Genomic DNA, 15,514 nt, shown 5'->3' with positions numbered 1-15,514 from the left:
GGGCGGACGATGGAGTGGTAGGGGGCCGGCCGCCGACGGCGGTGCGCAGGGTTCGCCGGGGAGACCGGCCGCGGTCGCGGTGAGAAGCGGCCGGAAGGGAGCCCGTCATGTTGGAAGTGAAGCCCATAGACAAGCCGGATGAGCGGCGCGATTTCCCCCGCGGTCACCTCGAAGCCGTCCACATGACGGACCTCGACTTCGCCGTGGCGACCTTCGAGCCCGGTTGGCGCTGGACGGAGTCCGTGGCCGCCATCGCGGGCACCGACACCTGCCAGATGCACCACAACTGCTACATGGTCCAGGGCCGCATGCACATCGTCATGGACGAAGGCGGCGAGAGCGAGGTCGGCCCCGGCGACGTCTTCGTCTGCACGCCCGGACACGACGCCTGGGTCGTGGGCGACGAGCAGGTCGTTGTCTACGACTTCCAGGGACAGACGGCGAGGGAGTACGCGAAGCAGAAGTAGCGCGCGGCCGCCGACTCGGCGCCCGGTACGTCAGACGGTGACGACTATCTTCGCGCGCGCGTGCTTCACCTCCACGTACCGGAGCGCCTCGGCAGCCTCACTCAGTGGATACGTCCGCTCGACGACCGGGGCGATCCTGCCGGACTCGGCGAGTTCGCGCAGGGCCGCCAGGTTGGCCCTGCTCTGCCGGGCCGAGATCTCGAGCAGCTGCTGCGGGCGCGCGAAGGGCGCCGCCAGCCGTCGCTTGAGGAAGAGCGCCATGGGGCCGACGACGCTGCCGCCCTCGTACACCCCGCCGCCGGACAGGATGAGCGTCCCGGTGGGCGTCAGGACGCGCCGGAACTCCCCGAGCGAGCGATTGCCGACGAGGTCCAGCACCACGTCGTACCGCTTCTCGCCCAGGGTGAAGTCCTCCAGTGTGTAGTCGACGACCCGGTCGGCGCCGAGTGAGCGGACCAGGTCCACGTTCCGCGTGCTGCACACGGCCGTCACCTCCGCGCCGTACGCCTTGCCGAGTTGCACGGCGAACGTGCCCACCCCGCCCGACGCCCCGTTCACCAGGACCGTCTGGCCCGGTTGCACCCGGGCGACGTCGCGCAGGCCGATCAGGGCGGTGTTCCCCGCCAGCGGTATCGCCGCCGCCTGCTCGAAGCTGAGGTTGGCCGGTTTCGGGCCGACCTCGCTGTCCCGCGCGCACACGTACTCCGCGAACGCGCCGTCGGCCTCCCCGTACACCTCGTCGCCCGGCTCGAGCCCCGTGACCCCGGCGCCCACCGCCTCCACCGTGCCCGCGAAGTCCCGGCCCCGCACGCGCGCCTTGGGCCTGCGCAGTCCCATCATGCCGCGGCCGATCAAGGGATCCCCGCGCATGAAGTGCCAGTCGTAGGCGTTGACCGAGGCCGCGTGCACCCGCACCAGCACCTCGTTCGTGGCCGGCACCGGCCTGTCGATGTCCCTGAACTCCAGCACGTCCGCCGAGCCGTACCGGTCCTGAATCACTGCCTTCATGGGATCCCCCTCCATCTCCGGCGAGCCTACGGACGCCCACCGGAAGCGGATATCCGGGATGAACCCTGATTTTCTCGGGGTCGCCCCCGGCCTTGCCCGGATGAAACCGATCGGTTTACGCTGGGTCCCACAGTCGGAAACCGATCGGTTTCCACGTCCGAGACAGCCTGGAGAGTCCCATGACCGCCATCGAAGGTTCCGTCGCCCTGGTCACCGGCGGCAGCCGCGGCATCGGCCGTGCCCTGGTCGCAGCCCTGTACGAGCGGGGCGCGAAGAAGGTGTACGCCACCGCCCGCGACCCGCGCACCGTCACCCACCCCGACGCCGTGCCGCTCGCCCTGGAGGTGACCGACCCCGCGTCCGTCGCGGCGGCGGCCGAGCAGGCGCACGACGTCACCCTGCTGATCAACAACGCGGGCGCGTCGGTGAACGCGAACTTCCTCGACTCCCCCGTCGAGGACGTCCGCCGTGAGTTCGAGACCAACTTCTACGGACCGCTCCTGGTCACGCGCGCCTTCGTCCCCGTCCTCGAACGCAACGGGGGCGGGCACATCCTGAACGTCCACTCCGTGCTGTCGTGGATCGGTCTCGCCGGTTCCTACAGCGCGTCCAAGGCCGCCTTCTGGTCGCAGACCAACTCACTGCGCCTGGACCTGAAGCCGCGCGGCATCGAGGTCACGGGCCTGCACGTCGGATACGTCGACACCGACATGGCCGCCGGCATCGACGCGCCCAAGTCCACGGCCGAGAGTGTCGCCGCCCAGGCCCTGGACGGGATCGCGTCGGACGCCCTCGAGGTCCTGGCCGACGACATCTCGCGGCAGGTCAAGGCGGGCCTGGCGGCCGACCCGGCCACTCTGTACCCGCAACTCGCGGCTTGATCGCCGCTTGATCTCCGCCCAGGTCACACCGGCAGCAGGTGGGCCACCAGCGCGCTGAGCTGCCGGGCGGTGCGGCACTCGTACATCTCGACCAGCTCGGCGTAGGCGGGTGCGGCGGAGTCGCCCGTGCCCCAGCGGGAGCGCTGCTCCGGGTTCAGCCAGTAGACGCGTCGGGCGCGTTCGGAGATCTGCCGTACGGCGGGCAGGTTCGGGTCGCCATGGTTGGTGCGGGCGTCACCGAGGACGAACACGGTCGTGCGATGGCCGACCGTGTCGGCGTACCGCTCCGCGAACTCGCCCAGCGCCATGCCGTAGTCGCTGCTGCCGTGATAGCCCGTGAGCGTGGCCTCCGTCTCGATGCGGGCGCTGAGCCCCTCCGGGTCGGCGGTCCCGCGCTGGAGCAGCCCGGTCACCTCGTCGATCCGGTTGACGAAGGCGAACACGCGCACCTTGCTGAACTGGTCGTGCAGCGCCTGTACCAGCAGCATCGTGAAGTCCGAGAAGCCGGACACCGACCCCGACACATCGCACAGCAGCACCAGTTCGGGGCGGACGGGCCGGCGCCGGCGCAGCACCGGCTTCATCGGCACGCCACCCGTCGACAGCGAACCGCGCAGTGTCCGCCGCAGATCGATGCTGCCCCGGGAGGCGCGGCGCCGGCGTGCCGCAAGCCGGGTCGCGAGCTTGCGGGCCAGTGGCTGAACCGCCCTGCGCAGCTCGGCCAGTTGAGCCTTCCCGGCGAAGAGGAAGTCGACCCGGTCGGCGGTCGGAGCCACCGCCCGCCGGGCGATCTCGTCCCGCCCGCGCCGCTCGGCGACCCGGCGCCGCGCCTCCGCGGCCACCAGCGCCCGGAACGCCTCGATGCGCTGCCGGATCTCGTCCTCCAGCAGCCGGTCCGTGAACCCCGAACTCCCGCCCTGCCCGCGGACGGTGTCGCGGACTCGGGCCAGCAGGGTCTGCGGGCGCAGCCGTTCCAGCGTCTGGTACGACGACCAGCCATCCGACTCCGGTGAGGAGCCGTAGCCACCGAAGCCGTCGACCGCCTCGGCCGCCAGCCGGCCCATCAGGGCCTGGTCGTTGGCGGCCAGGGCCGCCGCCAGGCGGTCGCGCAGGTCCTCCCGCCCCGCCGCCTTCTTCTCCGGCGCGCCGACACCACGCGGAAAGTAGAGGTCGAAGACGGGGTCGAACACCGGTCGTTGCCCGTTTCCGTGCAACAGCGTCGTCGCCAGCCCCTCGCGCAGGAGCTCCCGGTCAGCAAGGCCGAGGACCTCCATCGCCCGCCCCGCGTCGACGGTCTCGCCGGTGCCGATGCGGATACCGTGCGCGCGCAGTGCCGAGACGAGGGACGTCAGCCGTTCCGCCACGCCTGCGGGCGTGGTCACAGGGCGTCCAGATCGAGTTTGGCGGTCGCCTTGAGGACGTCGTCCTGGTGCTTGAGGAGCACGCCGAGGCTGGCCTGCACGACCGTCTCGTCCAGGGTGTCGGCGCCCAGCGCCAGCAGGGTGCGCGCCCAGTCGATGGTCTCGGCGACCGACGGCACCTTGCGCAGGTCCATCGCCCGCAGCGCGCCCACGACCCGGACGACGGAGCGGGCCAGCGTCTCGTCGAGCCCCGGAACCTTCAGCCGTACGATCCTGCGCTCCAGCTCCTCGTCCGGGAAGCCGATGTGGAGGAAGAGGCAACGGCGGCGCAGCGCCTCGGACAGCTCACGGCTGGCGTTGGACGTGAGGACGACGAACGGGCGGCGCGTCGCGGTGATCGTGCCGAGTTCGGGAACGGTCACCTGGAAGTCGCTGAGTACCTCCAGGAGCAGGCCCTCCACCTCGACGTCCGCCTTGTCGGTCTCGTCGATCAGCAGGACCTTCGGGTCGTCGCCCCGGATGGCCGTCAGCAGTGGCCGGGTGAGGAGGAACTCCTCGCTGAAGATGTCCGTGCGTGTCTCGTCCCACGTCTCGTCGCGGCCCGCGCTGATGCGCAGCAGCTGCTTGGCGTGGTTCCACTCGTACAGCGCCCGGGACTCGTCGACGCCCTCGTAGCACTGCAGGCGCACGAGCCGCGCCCCGGCGACCTCGGCCACGGCCTTGGCGAGCTCCGTCTTGCCGACCCCGGCCGGGCCCTCCACCAGGAGCGGCTTGCCGAGGCGGTCGGCGAGGAAGACGGTCGTGGCGACCGCGGGCGAGGCGAGATAGCCGGTCTCGGCCAGACGTGCGGAGACGTCGTCGACGGATGTGAACAACGGAGCCTCCGGCTGGGTGGGAGATGTCTGTCCAGGCACTATCTAAGCGCTTGTTCACCTCCGCTGTCACCAGTGATCCGATGCCCTTTCCGAAGCCCTTCCGAGGTCTTCGTCACTGGAGACCGATCGGTTTCCGTCCGGGCCGGGTGCGCGGTAGCCTCGCCGTATGGCCACGACAGACAAAGCGTCCACCAAGGACCGGCTCCTCGACGCGGCGTCCGAGCTCTTCTACCGCGACGGAGTCTCCATCGGGGTCGAGGCGCTGTGCCGGACCGCCGGAGTCTCGAAGCGGTCCATGTACCAGCTCTTCGCGAGCAAGGACGAGGTCCTCGCGGCGAGCCTGGCCCGACGGCTTCCGGCGTACGAGGCCCAGCTGGCGCCCGGCATGCAGGACGCCGGTACGCCCCGGGAACGGATCCTGCACGTCTTCGAGCGGCTGGAGAAGGCGTCCACCGAACCCGACTACCACGGCTGTCCCTACCTCGCGGCCCTGGTCGAGCTGAAGGATCCCGAGCATCCGGCGAGCGTGGTCGCGCACGGGGCGAAGGAGTGGATGCGGAACTTCCTGCGTACGCGTGCGCAGGAGGGCGGGGCGCGGGATCCCGAGCTGCTCGCCCGCCAGCTGATGCTGGTCTTCGACGGGGCCAGCGCCCGGGCGGGTGCGAAGGTCGAGACGCTGGACGGGCTGGTCACCGCGACCGTGATCGCGCTGCTGGACGCGGCCGGCGTGGAGTGACACAGGGCGACCGCCGCGCAGTGACACAGGAAGCAGTGACACAGGAAGCAGTGACACAGGAAAGGGCGGCCACCGTGGTGACCGCCCCTCGTCATATCTGTCGTCCTGGTCGTACCCGGCGTCATGACGCCACCGCGACCGCCCCCACCGCCGGAGTGCGCAGCATCCGCCGGGCCGTGGCCAGGCTCGTGCCCAGGGTCACCGCCGCCGCGACCGCGACCACGGCGACCGCCGTGCCGTAGGCCTGGCCCGGCAGCACCCCATCGGTGCGGACCACGGTGAACGGGACGATCCCGGCCAGCGCGGCCACCATGCCGAGGAGGACTCCGGAGACGGTCAGGATCAGCGTCTCGACGCCGACCGTGCCGAGCACCTGCCCCGGAGTCGCCCCCGCCAGCCGCTGCTGCCCGAACTCCCGGCCGCGGTAACTTGTCGCCGCATAAAGCGAGTTGACCAGCATCACGCAGACGAAGACGACGATGATGCCGACGACCGTGAAGTTGAGCGTCTCCAGGTTCTTGGCGTCGATCGACTTCGTCAGGCCCGAGGCCGCGAGGGCGTCGCTCTCCACCGCCTGCATGGTGAGGGTGGCCGTGGCCACCGCCGTGAACAGGATCAGCGACATCAGGATCCCGGCCAGATGACCGGCCCGCTCCCGCAGATTCCGTACGGCCAGCCAGCCGCTCGCCCCGTTCAGCGGGAGCCGGTCCAGCACGCCCTCCAGGAGCTGCGGCGCGAGCAGCGCGAAGCCCACCGACAGCAGGATCGCCCCGTAGGCCGGCGCCGCCATCAGAGCGGCGTCCGTCGCGGAGAACGCGAAGGTGGAGGAGGCCGCGGCCGCCCCGGTGGCCAGCGCGCCATACGCGAGGAACTTCCGTGCACCGCCCCGACGTCGGGGTCCGCGCGTCGCCCGCCGTACGGCGAGGAAGGCGGCGCCCGCCGACGCGAGCAGCGTGATGTCGATGCCCGACAGGAGCGCGATCGGGCCGAAGGAATGGTCGACGGACCCGGCGACCTGACCACTGTCCTGGAACACCTGCAGCAGCGCCCGACCGCCCAGCATCGCCGGGCCGATCGCCAGTACCGCGCCCACCAGGGCCACGACCACCGCCTCGCCGACGACCATCCGCTTGAGCTGCGCCGGAGTCGCCCCCGAGCAGCGCAGCAGCTCCAACTCGGCCGTACGTTGGCGGACGTTGACCGTCAGCGTGGAGGCGACGGCGAAGAAGACCAGCAGGGTGCCGTAGCCACCGACGACGCCTGCCGCGGTGGACAGCGTCTCCGCGCTGGTCGAGTCGACGCCGTCCTGGCCCGCCGTGTCGTGCATCGAGTTGAACGTCATGATGATCGCGGCGCCGAGAAACGCGGACAGCAGCGTGGCCAGGAACCGCCCGGGGCGGAGCCGTATCGACCGCATGGCCAGCATGAACATCGCTCACACCCCCGTCGTCACGTTGTCGCCGAGGTGCGCCAGGCGTTCAGCCACCGCGTTCGCCGTCGGAGCGTCCAGCCGGCCTGCCAGCCGGCCGTCCGCCAGGAACAACACGGAGTCCGCATAGGAGGCGGCGACCGGGTCGTGGGTCACCATCACGACCGTCCGGCCGTGCACCCGCACCGTCTCCTGGAGCAGCCGCAGCACATCGCGCGCGCTGCGCGTGTCCAGCGCGCCCGTCGGCTCGTCCGCGAAGATCACCCGAGGCTCGGTCACCAGGGCCCGGGCGATGGCGACTCGCTGGCGCTGACCGCCGGACAGCTGGTCGGGACGGTGCCCCAGCCGGTCGCCGAGACCGACGGACGTCAGCACCTCCTTGGCGCGCTTCCGGTCGACGCGCTGCCCGGCGAGCTTGAGCGGCAGCACCGTGTTCTGTGCGACGGTCAGCGTCTCCAGCAGGTTGTACTGCTGGAACACGAACCCGATCCGGCCACGCCGGAACTTCGTCAACTCGGCCTCGCCGCCGCCGGTCAGCTCGGTGCCGTCCACGCACACGATGCCGCTGTCGGGCCGGTCGAGACCGGCCGCGCAGTGCAGCAGTGTGGTCTTGCCGGAGCCGGACGGCCCCATCACCGCGGTGAAAGTGCCCCGCCCCAGGCCCAGGGTGACCCCGTCCAGAGCCGTCACCGCGCTGTCCTGCGCACCGTAGGTCTTGCTGACCTTGACCAGCCGGAGTGCCTCGGCGGCGGGTCCCCCGTCGTGCGTACCTCGCGAGCTCTTCCGGAACATCGTCATCCCTCTCCGTCCGGCACTCCCTGTGCCCTGCCGACGAAGCTACGGAGCCGGCGAGTCGACCACATTGGGCGCAGAACCCGTATTGCCGGGTGTACTTGGCGACACCCCTGCCGGGGCAGGGGCCCGGGCCCGCACGGAACCAGCCAATTGAACGGTTTCAATTCCCTCGCCGCCGCACGCTCCGTCGGCTGAGTGCTTCTGTTGGAATCTGCACAGAATTCGCGCTGCTCGCACCATGGACTCATGTCACTTCTGCCACTAGCTTCAACCGTCGTTCGACCTGAATCGTTCCAACTTCGATGAGCCGAAGGGACAACGGCATGAACGACGGAGTCGACCGTACGAAGGGCAGAGGGGTGCGCCGCAGGACCGTGCTCACCACCGCACTGGGCGCAGCCCCGGTGGTCCTCGCGGGCGGGATCGCCACAGGCGGCCCCGCTTCGGCCGCACCCACCTCGCACCGCACGGCCGTCGAGGGCCTGACGGTCGAGCACAGAACGAACCCCCTCGGTGTGGACGCCGCTCACCCCCGGTTCGGCTGGCGCATGGCGTCGTCGGTGCGCGGTCGCCGCCAGTCCGCCTACCGGATCCTCGTCGCGACCGCACCCGACCGCCTGACCCCCACCCGGGCGGACGTCTGGAACAGCGGCCGGGTCGCCTCACCCGACTCGATCGCCGTGCGCTACGAGGGCCCCGCCCTGCGCGCCTCCACCCGCTACCACTGGACGGTGACGGCCTGGGACGAGACCGGCCGAGCCGTCCCCGCCGCCCCGACCGCCCACTTCGAGACCGGCCTGCTCGGCACCGACGGCATCGCCGGCTGGGACGGCGCCCGGTGGATCAGCATGGCCGGCAAGCGCCCCAACACCGCCGGCGCCCCGCTGCTCCGCCACCAGACGGAACTGACGGGACGTCAAGTACGTGACGCCCGGCTCTACATCTCCGCACTCGGCGTCTACGAGGCCCACCTCAACGGCCACCGCGTCGCCGTGCCGGAGGGCGACGCGACGACCCATGAACTGCTGACGCCGGGCTGGACCAACTACGACAGCACCGTCAACTACTTCACCTACGACGTCACGGACCTGGTCGCGGGGGAGCCACGCGAGGGGCAGGAGGGGCACGCGGGGCGTGTCACCCTCGCCGCCGTGCTCGGCAACGGCTGGTACAACAGCCGTGTCTCCGAGAACAGCGCCTACTACTCCGCCGACGGCAACAGCCCGGCCCTCAAGGCCAAGCTCCTGATCCGGTACGCCGACGGATCCGAGCAGACCGTCGTCACCACACCCGGCGACGACTGGAAGGCCACCGACACCGGCCCCTACCGCGCCGACGACATCTACGACGGCCAGACCTACGACGCCCGTAAGGAACTGGCGGGGTGGACGGCCGGCGACTTCGACGCCTCCGCCTGGGCCGGCGTGACCGAGCACGACTTCACCACCAGGTTCCCCGACGTCAGGCTGGTCGCCTACCCGGGCGAGAGCGCCCGCCTGATGCCCCGGTGGGACCGCAAGCCGCAGTCCGTCACCGTCTGCACGGGCGTCACCGGCCAGGACGGCAGCCCCAACGGCAAGGGCCGCATCGTCGTCGACCCCGCCCGCACCGTCACCGACCCGGCCGCGGCAGCCAAGGCCGCCGTGACCCTGCACCCCGGCGACACGGCAGTGATCGACCTCGGCCAGAACCTGGTCGGCGTGCCCCGCTACACGCTGCGCGGCCCGGCAGGCACCGAAGTCGCCTTCAGGCCCGGCGAGATGCTCAACGACGACAGCGAGGGCGCCGACGGCCCCGTCGGCTCGGTCTACCGCGCCAACCTCCGCTCCGCAAAGGCCACCAGCACCTACATCCTCAAGGGCGACCCCGACGGCGAGACCCACGAGGACTCGCTGACCTTCTACGGCTTCCGCTACGTCTCCGTCACCGCGACCGACACCGTCACCCTCACCCGCTTCACCGGCCGGGTCGCGACCTCCGCCCTCCGCGACATCGGCACGATCACGACCGACGACGAGGACGTCAACCAGCTGATCAGCAACGTGCGTTGGGGACAGCGCGGCAACTACCTCTGGGTGCCCACCGACTGCCCGCAACGCGACGAGCGCCTCGGCTGGACGGGCGACACCCAGCTCTTCTCCAACACCGGGCTCTACAACGCCGACGCGGTCAACTTCCTCAGCCACTTCGAGGACAACCTGATCGACTCGCAGCACACCTACGGCCTGGACGGCGCCCAGTTCACGGCGGTCGCGCCCGGCAACCGCTACAACGCGGCGGCTCCCGCCAGTGGCTGGTCGGACTGCGGGGTGGTCGTGCCGTGGACGGTGTGGCAGATGTCCGGCGACCCCACGATCGTCGACCGCAGCTGGGCGGCGATGACGAAGTACGTGAACTGGATCCGTGGCCGCACCGGGGACGCGTACGCCGGGCAGGGCGCCATCTTCGGCGACTGGCTCGCCTTCCAGGACACCAGCACCCAGCTGATCAGCGACGTCTACTACGGCTACAGCGTGCGCCTCATGGCGGACATGGCCCGCGGCACGGGCCGCGCCACCGAGGCACGGGCCTATGACGACCTCTTCGCCCGCATCAAGCGCGCCTTCACCACCAAGTACCTGGCCACCGACGCGACAACGGGCCGGGTGACCGTACGGTCCAGTCTCGGAGACGCACCTCCCACGGGCGGCCGGACCGAGGACGACACCCAGACCGCCCTGCTGTGGGTCCTCAAACTCGGCTTCTACGACACCGAGGCCCAGCGCCGCCAACTGGTCACGCTGCTCGCCGAGAACATCGGAAACGACGAGGCCTACAAGGAGGCCCACCCCGACAGCACCCGAGTGAGGTACGCCGAGAACACCCTCTCCGTCGGCTTCCTCGGCGTGAACGTCCTCGCCCCCGTGCTCACCGACGAGGGCCGCGCCGACCTCGCGTACAAGCTGCTCCACCAGGACGCCATGCCGTCCTGGCTGTACTCGGTGCGCAACGGCGCGACCACCATCTGGGAGCGCTGGAACTCGTACTCGAAGGAGGACGGCTTCGGCCCGGTCGACATGAACTCGTTCAACCACTACTCCTACGGCGCGATCATGGAGTGGATGTACGAGAGCATGGCGGGCATCGCGAAGGACCCGGCCCACCCGGGCTTCCGGCACTTCCTCCTGCGCCCGCACCTCGACCCCACCGGGCGGATCACGCAGGTCGCCGGCTCGCACCACTCTCCGTACGGGGAGATCGTCAGCGAGTGGCGGACGGAGGGCCGGAAACTGACCTACCGGGCCGTGGTCCCCGCGAACAGTACGGCGACCCTGCGCATCCCCACGTCCGACCCGGCCTCGGTGCGCGCGGGCCGGACACCCCTGTCTCGGGTGCCGGGTGTCGAGTACCTGGGCTTCGAGGTCGGGACGGCCGGCTACCGGCTGCCCTCCGGCCGCTACCAGGTGACCGCCACCCTCACCTGACAGTGCCCGTCGTGTGGCGGGTCGGGCTGGGGGAACTCGGCCGGCATGGAAGAGCCGACCCGCACCCACACGTCGTACTGGATCGAGACGGCACCGCCCGGCGACCTCGCGCCCCCGCCGCCCGGCGACCTCACGGTCGAGGTCGCCGTCGTGGGCGCGGGGATCGCCGGGATCGCCACGGCCTGGGAGCTGGCCCGGCGGGGCCACCACGTCGCCCTGCTGGAGGCGGACCGGATCGCCGTCGGCGTCACCGGGCACACCACCGCCAAGCTGTCCGCCCAGCACACCCTGATCTACGACCGGCTCCGCCGCACCCGGGGCAAGGAGGGCGCCCGCCTGTACGCGACCTCGCAGACGGACGCGATCCGGCACGCCGCCGAGGTCGTCGACGAGCTCGGCATCGACTGCGAGTGGGAGGAGGCGGCGGCCTGCACCTACGCCGAGGACGGTGACCGCGCCGACGAACTGCGGGCCGAGGCCGACGCCGCCCGGGAGGCGGGCCTGCGCGCCGAGTACGTGACCGAAACGGAGCTGCCGTTTCCGGTGGCGGGCGCCGTGCGCGTCGAGGGGCAGGCGCAGTTCCATCCACGCAAGTACCTGCTGGCGCTGGCCGCCGACCTGGAACGCCTCGGCGGGAAGGTGTACGAGCACACCCGCGTGGTGGGTCTCTCCGAGGGCGAGCCCTGCGTGCTGACGACCGAGGACGGTGTGAAGGTGACGGCCGGGACCGTCGTGGTCGCCACCCACTACCCGATCTTCGACCGGGCGCTGCTGTTCACCCGCCTGACGCCCCGGCGGGAACTGGTCGTGACGGCCCCCATCGACGCGGCCAAGGCGCCCACCGGCATGTACATCACCCCCGAGCAGAACACCCGCTCGGTCCGCACGGCCCCCTACGGGGACGGGAAACGCCTGCTCATCGTCACCGGCGAGCACTTCACCCCGGGCGCGGGCGGCGATGTCGAGGCGCGCTTCGAGGTGTTGAAGGACTGGGCGGTGGAGCGCTTCGGTGACCTCGGCTTCACCCATCGCTGGGCCACGCAGGACAACGACTCCACCGACTCCGTCCCGCTCGTCGGCCCCCTGCACCCCGCGAGCCGCCATGTCCACGTGGCCACCGGCTTCGGCGGCTGGGGACTCAGCGGCGGCATCATGGCGGGCCGCCTGCTCTGCGACCTGATCACCGGTCGCGAGAACCTGTGGAGCGACCTCTACGACCCGCGCCGGGTGATGTCCGTCGTCCGCGAGGGGAAGGACTTCGTCAAGCACCAGGCCGACGTCGCCCGCCACTTCGTCGGGGACCGGGTGCACCACCTCCCCGGCCCGTCGACGAACTCGGTGGAGGACATCGCGCCCGGAGAAGGCGCCATCGTCCATGTGTCCGGCAAGCGCTGCGCCGTCCACCGCGACGACGACGGAAAGGTGCACGCCGTCTCAGCGAAGTGCACCCACCTGGGCTGCCTGGTCGCGTTCAACCGCGCGGAACGGACCTGGGAGTGCCCCTGCCACGGCTCGCGTTTCGCCCCCGACGGCCGAGTCGTCCAGGGGCCCGCCGTGCGGCCGTTGGAGCAGCGCGGCCTCTGAGGCGGTGCCTTCAGCCGGCGTCCTCGCCGACCAGGACGACCTCCAGCGTGCGCGGGCCGTGCACCCCCTCCACCCGGTCCAGCTCGATGTCACTGGTGGCCGAGGGGCCGGAGATCCACGTCAACGGGCGGATGGGGTCGAGGCGTTCCAGCGCCCGCGGCACCGACGACACGACCTGCTCGGGGACCCGTACGACACAGATGTGGTGGTCGGGGACGAGCGTGATGCGGCGACGGCCCTGGTCGGGGGAGCCGTCGAGGACGATGGTGCCGGTCTCGGCGATGGCGAGCGCGCACGCCGTGACCACGCTGTCGACCCGGTCCAGTTCGTGCGGGGTGCTCTCGGTCCGGTCCGGGATCCGCTCGGCGTCGGACGCCGCCAGCCACGCCGGCTCCAGCCCCGGCGGCACGAGCACCGTCCGCGCGCCCCGCGCCGCGAGCATCCCGGCGACCGTCGCCGCGAGATCGGCGGCCGTGCAGCGGTGCACGATCGCCCGGTAGTCCGCCAGGTTCTCGGCCAGCAGACCGACCGTCTCCTCGGCGCTCCGCACCCCGTGTTCGTGCAGGTAGCCGCGTGGAACCGCCTCTTCGTAAGGCTTCTCGTCGTGCGGTACGTCCGCCAGCGCCCGCCGCACCCGGCCCAGGATCCGTTCCCTGCTGCTCACTTGGTACCGCCCTTTCCGCCCTGCGTCCGCTGCCACCAGTCCCGGAACGGCTCCGCGGGCACCGCCGGCAGATCCCGCGTCCCGCTCCACGCCCTGCCCGGGCCCGGCAGCGAGCGCGGATGCAGGCGGCGGGTGCGTGCGGCGAGCCGCTGGCCGGTGCGCAGGGCGCCCGGGTCACTGAACGCCCAGCGTGCCGCCCGCATCGCGGCCCGCTCGGCGGCATGCCCCTTCGCGGGTTTCAGGACCACCTTGTTGCCGTTGGAAATCACCTGGCCGCCCTCCACGACCCGCTCCCGCAGATGCACCAGCACCTCGGGGATGTCGATGGCGACCGGGCACACCTCGTAGCAGGCACCGCACAGCGACGACGCATACGGCAGCGAGGCGTCGATCTCGCTGCTCACGCCCCGGAGTTGAGGACTGAGGATGGCACCGATGGGCCCGGGGTAGACCGAGCCATAGGCGTGACCGCCGGCCCGCTCGTAGACCGGGCAGACATTGAGGCACGCCGAGCAGCGGATGCAGCGCAGGGCCTGGCGGCCGACCTCGTCGGCGAGCGTGTCGGTGCGGCCGTTGTCGAGAAGGACCAGGTGGAAGTTCCTCGGCCCGTCAGCCGTCTCGGAGTCCGTCGTGCCGGTCCACATGGACGTGTACGGGTTCATGCGCTCGGCGGTGGAGGAGCGGGGAAGAGTCTGCAGGAACACCTCCAGGTCCCGCCAGGTGGGCACGATCTTCTCGATGCCGACGACCGAGATCAGCGTCTCGGGCAGGGTCAGACACATCCGCCCGTTGCCCTCGGACTCCACGACGACCAGCGTGCCGGTCTCGGCGACCATGAAGTTGGCGCCGGAGACACCGACCTTGGCCCGCAGGAACTTCTCGCGCAGGTGCAGCCGGGCCGCCTCTGCGAGTTCGGCGGGAGTGTCCGTCAGGCCGTCCGGAGCCGGGCGGCCCCACTCGCCCATCTCGGCCCGGAAGATGTCCCGGATCTCACCACGGTTGCGATGGATCGCCGGGACGAGGATGTGCGAGGGCCGGTCCTTGCCCAACTGCACGATCAGCTCGGCGAGATCGGTCTCGTAGGCGCGGATACCCTCCGCCTCCAGGGACTCGTTCAACCCGATCTCCTGCGTGGCCATCGACTTGACCTTGACGACCTCGGACTCACCGGTCGCCTTGACCAGGTCGGCCACGATCCGGTTGGCCTCGTCGGCGTCGGCGGCCCAGTGGACCGTGCCGCCCGCCGCCGTGACCGACTCCTCCAACTGCACGAGATACCGGTCGAGATGACGCAGCGTATGGTCCTTGATCTGCTTCCCGGCCTCACGCAGCGCCGCCCAGTCGGACACCTCCGCGACGGCCTTGGCCCGCTTGGCGCGGATGGTGTGCGTGGCGTGGCGCAGATTGCCGCGCAGGGTCGTGTCGTGCACGGCCTCATGCGCGGCCTTCGGAAACGCCGGCATCCCGAGATACGTTCCACTCATGCCGCCGGCTCCTCCTCCGTGCTCGCCAGGATCTCCGCGATGTGCACCGGCCGCATGCCCGTCCGCAGCCGGGTCATGGTCCCGCCGATGTGCATCAGACAGGAGTTGTCGGCCGCGCACAGCACGTCGGCGCCCGTCGACTCGGCGTTGCGCACCTTGTCCGTGCCCATCGCCGCCGAGACATCGGAGTTCTTCAGCGCGAAGGTCCCGCCGAATCCGCAGCACTCGTCCGCGCCCGGCAACTCCGCCAACTCCAGCCCCTTGACGGCCTGGAGCAGCCGCCGGGGCCGGTCGGCCAGCCCCAGCCCGCGCAGGCCGTGGCAGGTCGGGTGATAGGTCACCTTGTGCGGGTAGTACGCCCCGACGTCCGTCACCCCCAGCACGTCCACCAGGAACTCCGTCAGCTCGTACGTCTTCGGCACCACCGGCGCCAGGGTCGCCGCGAGGGTGTCCCCGCGGCCCTCGGCCCGGGCCCGCTCACCCATCCGCGGATACAGCTCGCGCACCATCGCCCCGCACGATCCGGACGGGGTGACGATCGCCTCGTACTCCCCGAAGACATCGGAGAAATGCCGGGCGAGCGGCTCGGCCTCGTGCCGGTATCCGGTGTTGTAGTGCGCCTGTCCGCAGCAGGTCTGGGCCATCGGGAAGTCGACCTCGACGCCCAGCCTGGTCAGCAGTTTCACCACGGCGCGCCCGGTGTCCGGATAAAGCGTGTCGTTGACACAGGTCAGGAACAGGGCGACACGCATCGCGGCTCCTTGCG

At 71.0% G+C, this 15,514-nt stretch carries 13 protein-coding genes; 5 read left to right on the top strand and 8 right to left on the bottom strand.

Annotation, left to right across the window (positions count from 1 at the left end; genetic code table 11):
- Window positions 1-107: 107 nt before the first annotated feature.
- A complete protein-coding gene (locus ACZ7M7_RS18020; RefSeq protein ID WP_383601319.1) occupies window positions 108-467 on the top strand; it encodes a cupin domain-containing protein in 360 nt (119 codons plus the stop codon).
- Between the two features lie 30 nt (window positions 468-497).
- On the opposite strand, the gene ACZ7M7_RS18015 is transcribed toward ACZ7M7_RS18020, so the two are convergent.
- Window positions 498-1,475, bottom strand: coding sequence for an NAD(P)-dependent alcohol dehydrogenase (locus ACZ7M7_RS18015; RefSeq protein ID WP_451168940.1), 978 nt, complete (start codon window positions 1,473-1,475; stop codon window positions 498-500).
- A gap of 179 nt (window positions 1,476-1,654) precedes the next feature.
- Between ACZ7M7_RS18015 and ACZ7M7_RS18010 the strand changes: the two genes are divergently transcribed.
- Window positions 1,655-2,356, top strand: coding sequence for an SDR family oxidoreductase (locus ACZ7M7_RS18010; protein ID WP_383631485.1), 702 nt, complete (start codon window positions 1,655-1,657; stop codon window positions 2,354-2,356).
- 23 nt (window positions 2,357-2,379) lie between these two features.
- On the opposite strand, the gene ACZ7M7_RS18005 is transcribed toward ACZ7M7_RS18010, so the two are convergent.
- Both ACZ7M7_RS18005 and ACZ7M7_RS18000 read right to left on the bottom strand, forming a co-directional pair.
- Complete coding sequence (locus tag ACZ7M7_RS18005) at window positions 2,380-3,738, bottom strand: vWA domain-containing protein (protein WP_472117716.1); 1,359 nt, start codon at window positions 3,736-3,738, stop codon at window positions 2,380-2,382.
- Window positions 3,735-4,592: an AAA family ATPase gene (locus ACZ7M7_RS18000; RefSeq protein WP_369275104.1), complete on the bottom strand. Its 858-nt coding sequence runs from the start codon at window positions 4,590-4,592 to the stop codon at window positions 3,735-3,737. Before ACZ7M7_RS18000 ends, ACZ7M7_RS18005 begins: the two co-directional genes overlap by 4 nt.
- Before the next feature lie 166 nt (window positions 4,593-4,758).
- Between ACZ7M7_RS18000 and ACZ7M7_RS17995 the strand changes: the two genes are divergently transcribed.
- Window positions 4,759-5,328: a TetR/AcrR family transcriptional regulator gene (locus ACZ7M7_RS17995; RefSeq protein ID WP_472117712.1), complete on the top strand. Its 570-nt coding sequence runs from the start codon at window positions 4,759-4,761 to the stop codon at window positions 5,326-5,328.
- A 121-nt stretch (window positions 5,329-5,449) separates the two neighbouring features.
- On the opposite strand, the gene ACZ7M7_RS17990 is transcribed toward ACZ7M7_RS17995, so the two are convergent.
- Window positions 5,450-6,760 (bottom strand): FtsX-like permease family protein, encoded by a 1,311-nt coding sequence (locus ACZ7M7_RS17990; RefSeq protein WP_472117709.1) that lies wholly within the window; start codon window positions 6,758-6,760, stop codon window positions 5,450-5,452.
- 3 nt (window positions 6,761-6,763) lie between these two features.
- Window positions 6,764-7,555, bottom strand: coding sequence for an ABC transporter ATP-binding protein (locus ACZ7M7_RS17985; protein WP_472117706.1), 792 nt, complete (start codon window positions 7,553-7,555; stop codon window positions 6,764-6,766).
- Between the two features lie 320 nt (window positions 7,556-7,875).
- Here ACZ7M7_RS17985 and ACZ7M7_RS17980 point away from each other — a divergent pair, with 320 nt between their 5' ends.
- Window positions 7,876-11,016, top strand: coding sequence for a family 78 glycoside hydrolase catalytic domain (locus tag ACZ7M7_RS17980; RefSeq protein WP_472117702.1), 3,141 nt, complete (start codon window positions 7,876-7,878; stop codon window positions 11,014-11,016).
- A 45-nt stretch (window positions 11,017-11,061) separates the two neighbouring features.
- Complete coding sequence (locus tag ACZ7M7_RS17975) at window positions 11,062-12,600, top strand: FAD-dependent oxidoreductase (protein WP_472117699.1); 1,539 nt, start codon at window positions 11,062-11,064, stop codon at window positions 12,598-12,600.
- A 10-nt stretch (window positions 12,601-12,610) separates the two neighbouring features.
- Here the strand turns inward: ACZ7M7_RS17975 and ACZ7M7_RS17970 are convergent, their stop codons facing one another.
- From ACZ7M7_RS17970 to ACZ7M7_RS17960, 3 genes are read right to left on the bottom strand one after another with little or no spacing between them, the layout of a single operon-like run.
- Window positions 12,611-13,264 (bottom strand): LutC/YkgG family protein, encoded by a 654-nt coding sequence (locus ACZ7M7_RS17970; RefSeq protein ID WP_472117696.1) that lies wholly within the window; start codon window positions 13,262-13,264, stop codon window positions 12,611-12,613.
- Window positions 13,261-14,748 carry a LutB/LldF family L-lactate oxidation iron-sulfur protein gene (locus tag ACZ7M7_RS17965; RefSeq protein WP_472117692.1) on the bottom strand — a complete coding sequence of 496 codons (1,488 nt, stop codon included), beginning with the start codon at window positions 14,746-14,748 and terminating at the stop codon, window positions 13,261-13,263. The genes ACZ7M7_RS17970 and ACZ7M7_RS17965 overlap by 4 nt, the downstream gene beginning before the upstream one ends.
- Entirely contained in the window at window positions 14,745-15,500 is a 756-nt protein-coding gene (locus ACZ7M7_RS17960; protein WP_451168932.1) for a (Fe-S)-binding protein, read from the bottom strand. Before ACZ7M7_RS17960 ends, ACZ7M7_RS17965 begins: the two co-directional genes overlap by 4 nt.
- Window positions 15,501-15,514: the final 14 nt, after the last annotated feature.

Source organism: Streptomyces sp. NPDC111606 (assembly GCF_055656945.1).
The sequence above is the reverse complement of the archived record's forward strand: the minus strand, read 5'-3'. Positions and strand labels throughout refer to the sequence as shown.

What these genes read in the sequence shown, in the direction of transcription:
- ACZ7M7_RS18020 (WP_383601319.1), top strand. Translation starts at nt 108, where the DNA reads ATGTTGGAAGTGAAGCCCATAGACAAGCCGGATGAGCGGCGCGATTTC.
- ACZ7M7_RS18015 (WP_451168940.1), bottom strand. Translation starts at nt 1,475, where the DNA reads ATGAAGGCAGTGATTCAGGACCGGTACGGCTCGGCGGACGTGCTGGAG.
- ACZ7M7_RS18010 (WP_383631485.1), top strand. Translation starts at nt 1,655, where the DNA reads ATGACCGCCATCGAAGGTTCCGTCGCCCTGGTCACCGGCGGCAGCCGC.
- ACZ7M7_RS17995 (WP_472117712.1), top strand. Translation starts at nt 4,759, where the DNA reads ATGGCCACGACAGACAAAGCGTCCACCAAGGACCGGCTCCTCGACGCG.
- ACZ7M7_RS17990 (WP_472117709.1), bottom strand. Translation starts at nt 6,760, where the DNA reads ATGTTCATGCTGGCCATGCGGTCGATACGGCTCCGCCCCGGGCGGTTC.
- ACZ7M7_RS17985 (WP_472117706.1), bottom strand. Translation starts at nt 7,555, where the DNA reads ATGACGATGTTCCGGAAGAGCTCGCGAGGTACGCACGACGGGGGACCC.
- ACZ7M7_RS17980 (WP_472117702.1), top strand. Translation starts at nt 7,876, where the DNA reads ATGAACGACGGAGTCGACCGTACGAAGGGCAGAGGGGTGCGCCGCAGG.
- ACZ7M7_RS17975 (WP_472117699.1), top strand. Translation starts at nt 11,062, where the DNA reads ATGGAAGAGCCGACCCGCACCCACACGTCGTACTGGATCGAGACGGCA.
- ACZ7M7_RS17965 (WP_472117692.1), bottom strand. Translation starts at nt 14,748, where the DNA reads ATGAGTGGAACGTATCTCGGGATGCCGGCGTTTCCGAAGGCCGCGCAT.
- ACZ7M7_RS17960 (WP_451168932.1), bottom strand. Translation starts at nt 15,500, where the DNA reads ATGCGTGTCGCCCTGTTCCTGACCTGTGTCAACGACACGCTTTATCCG.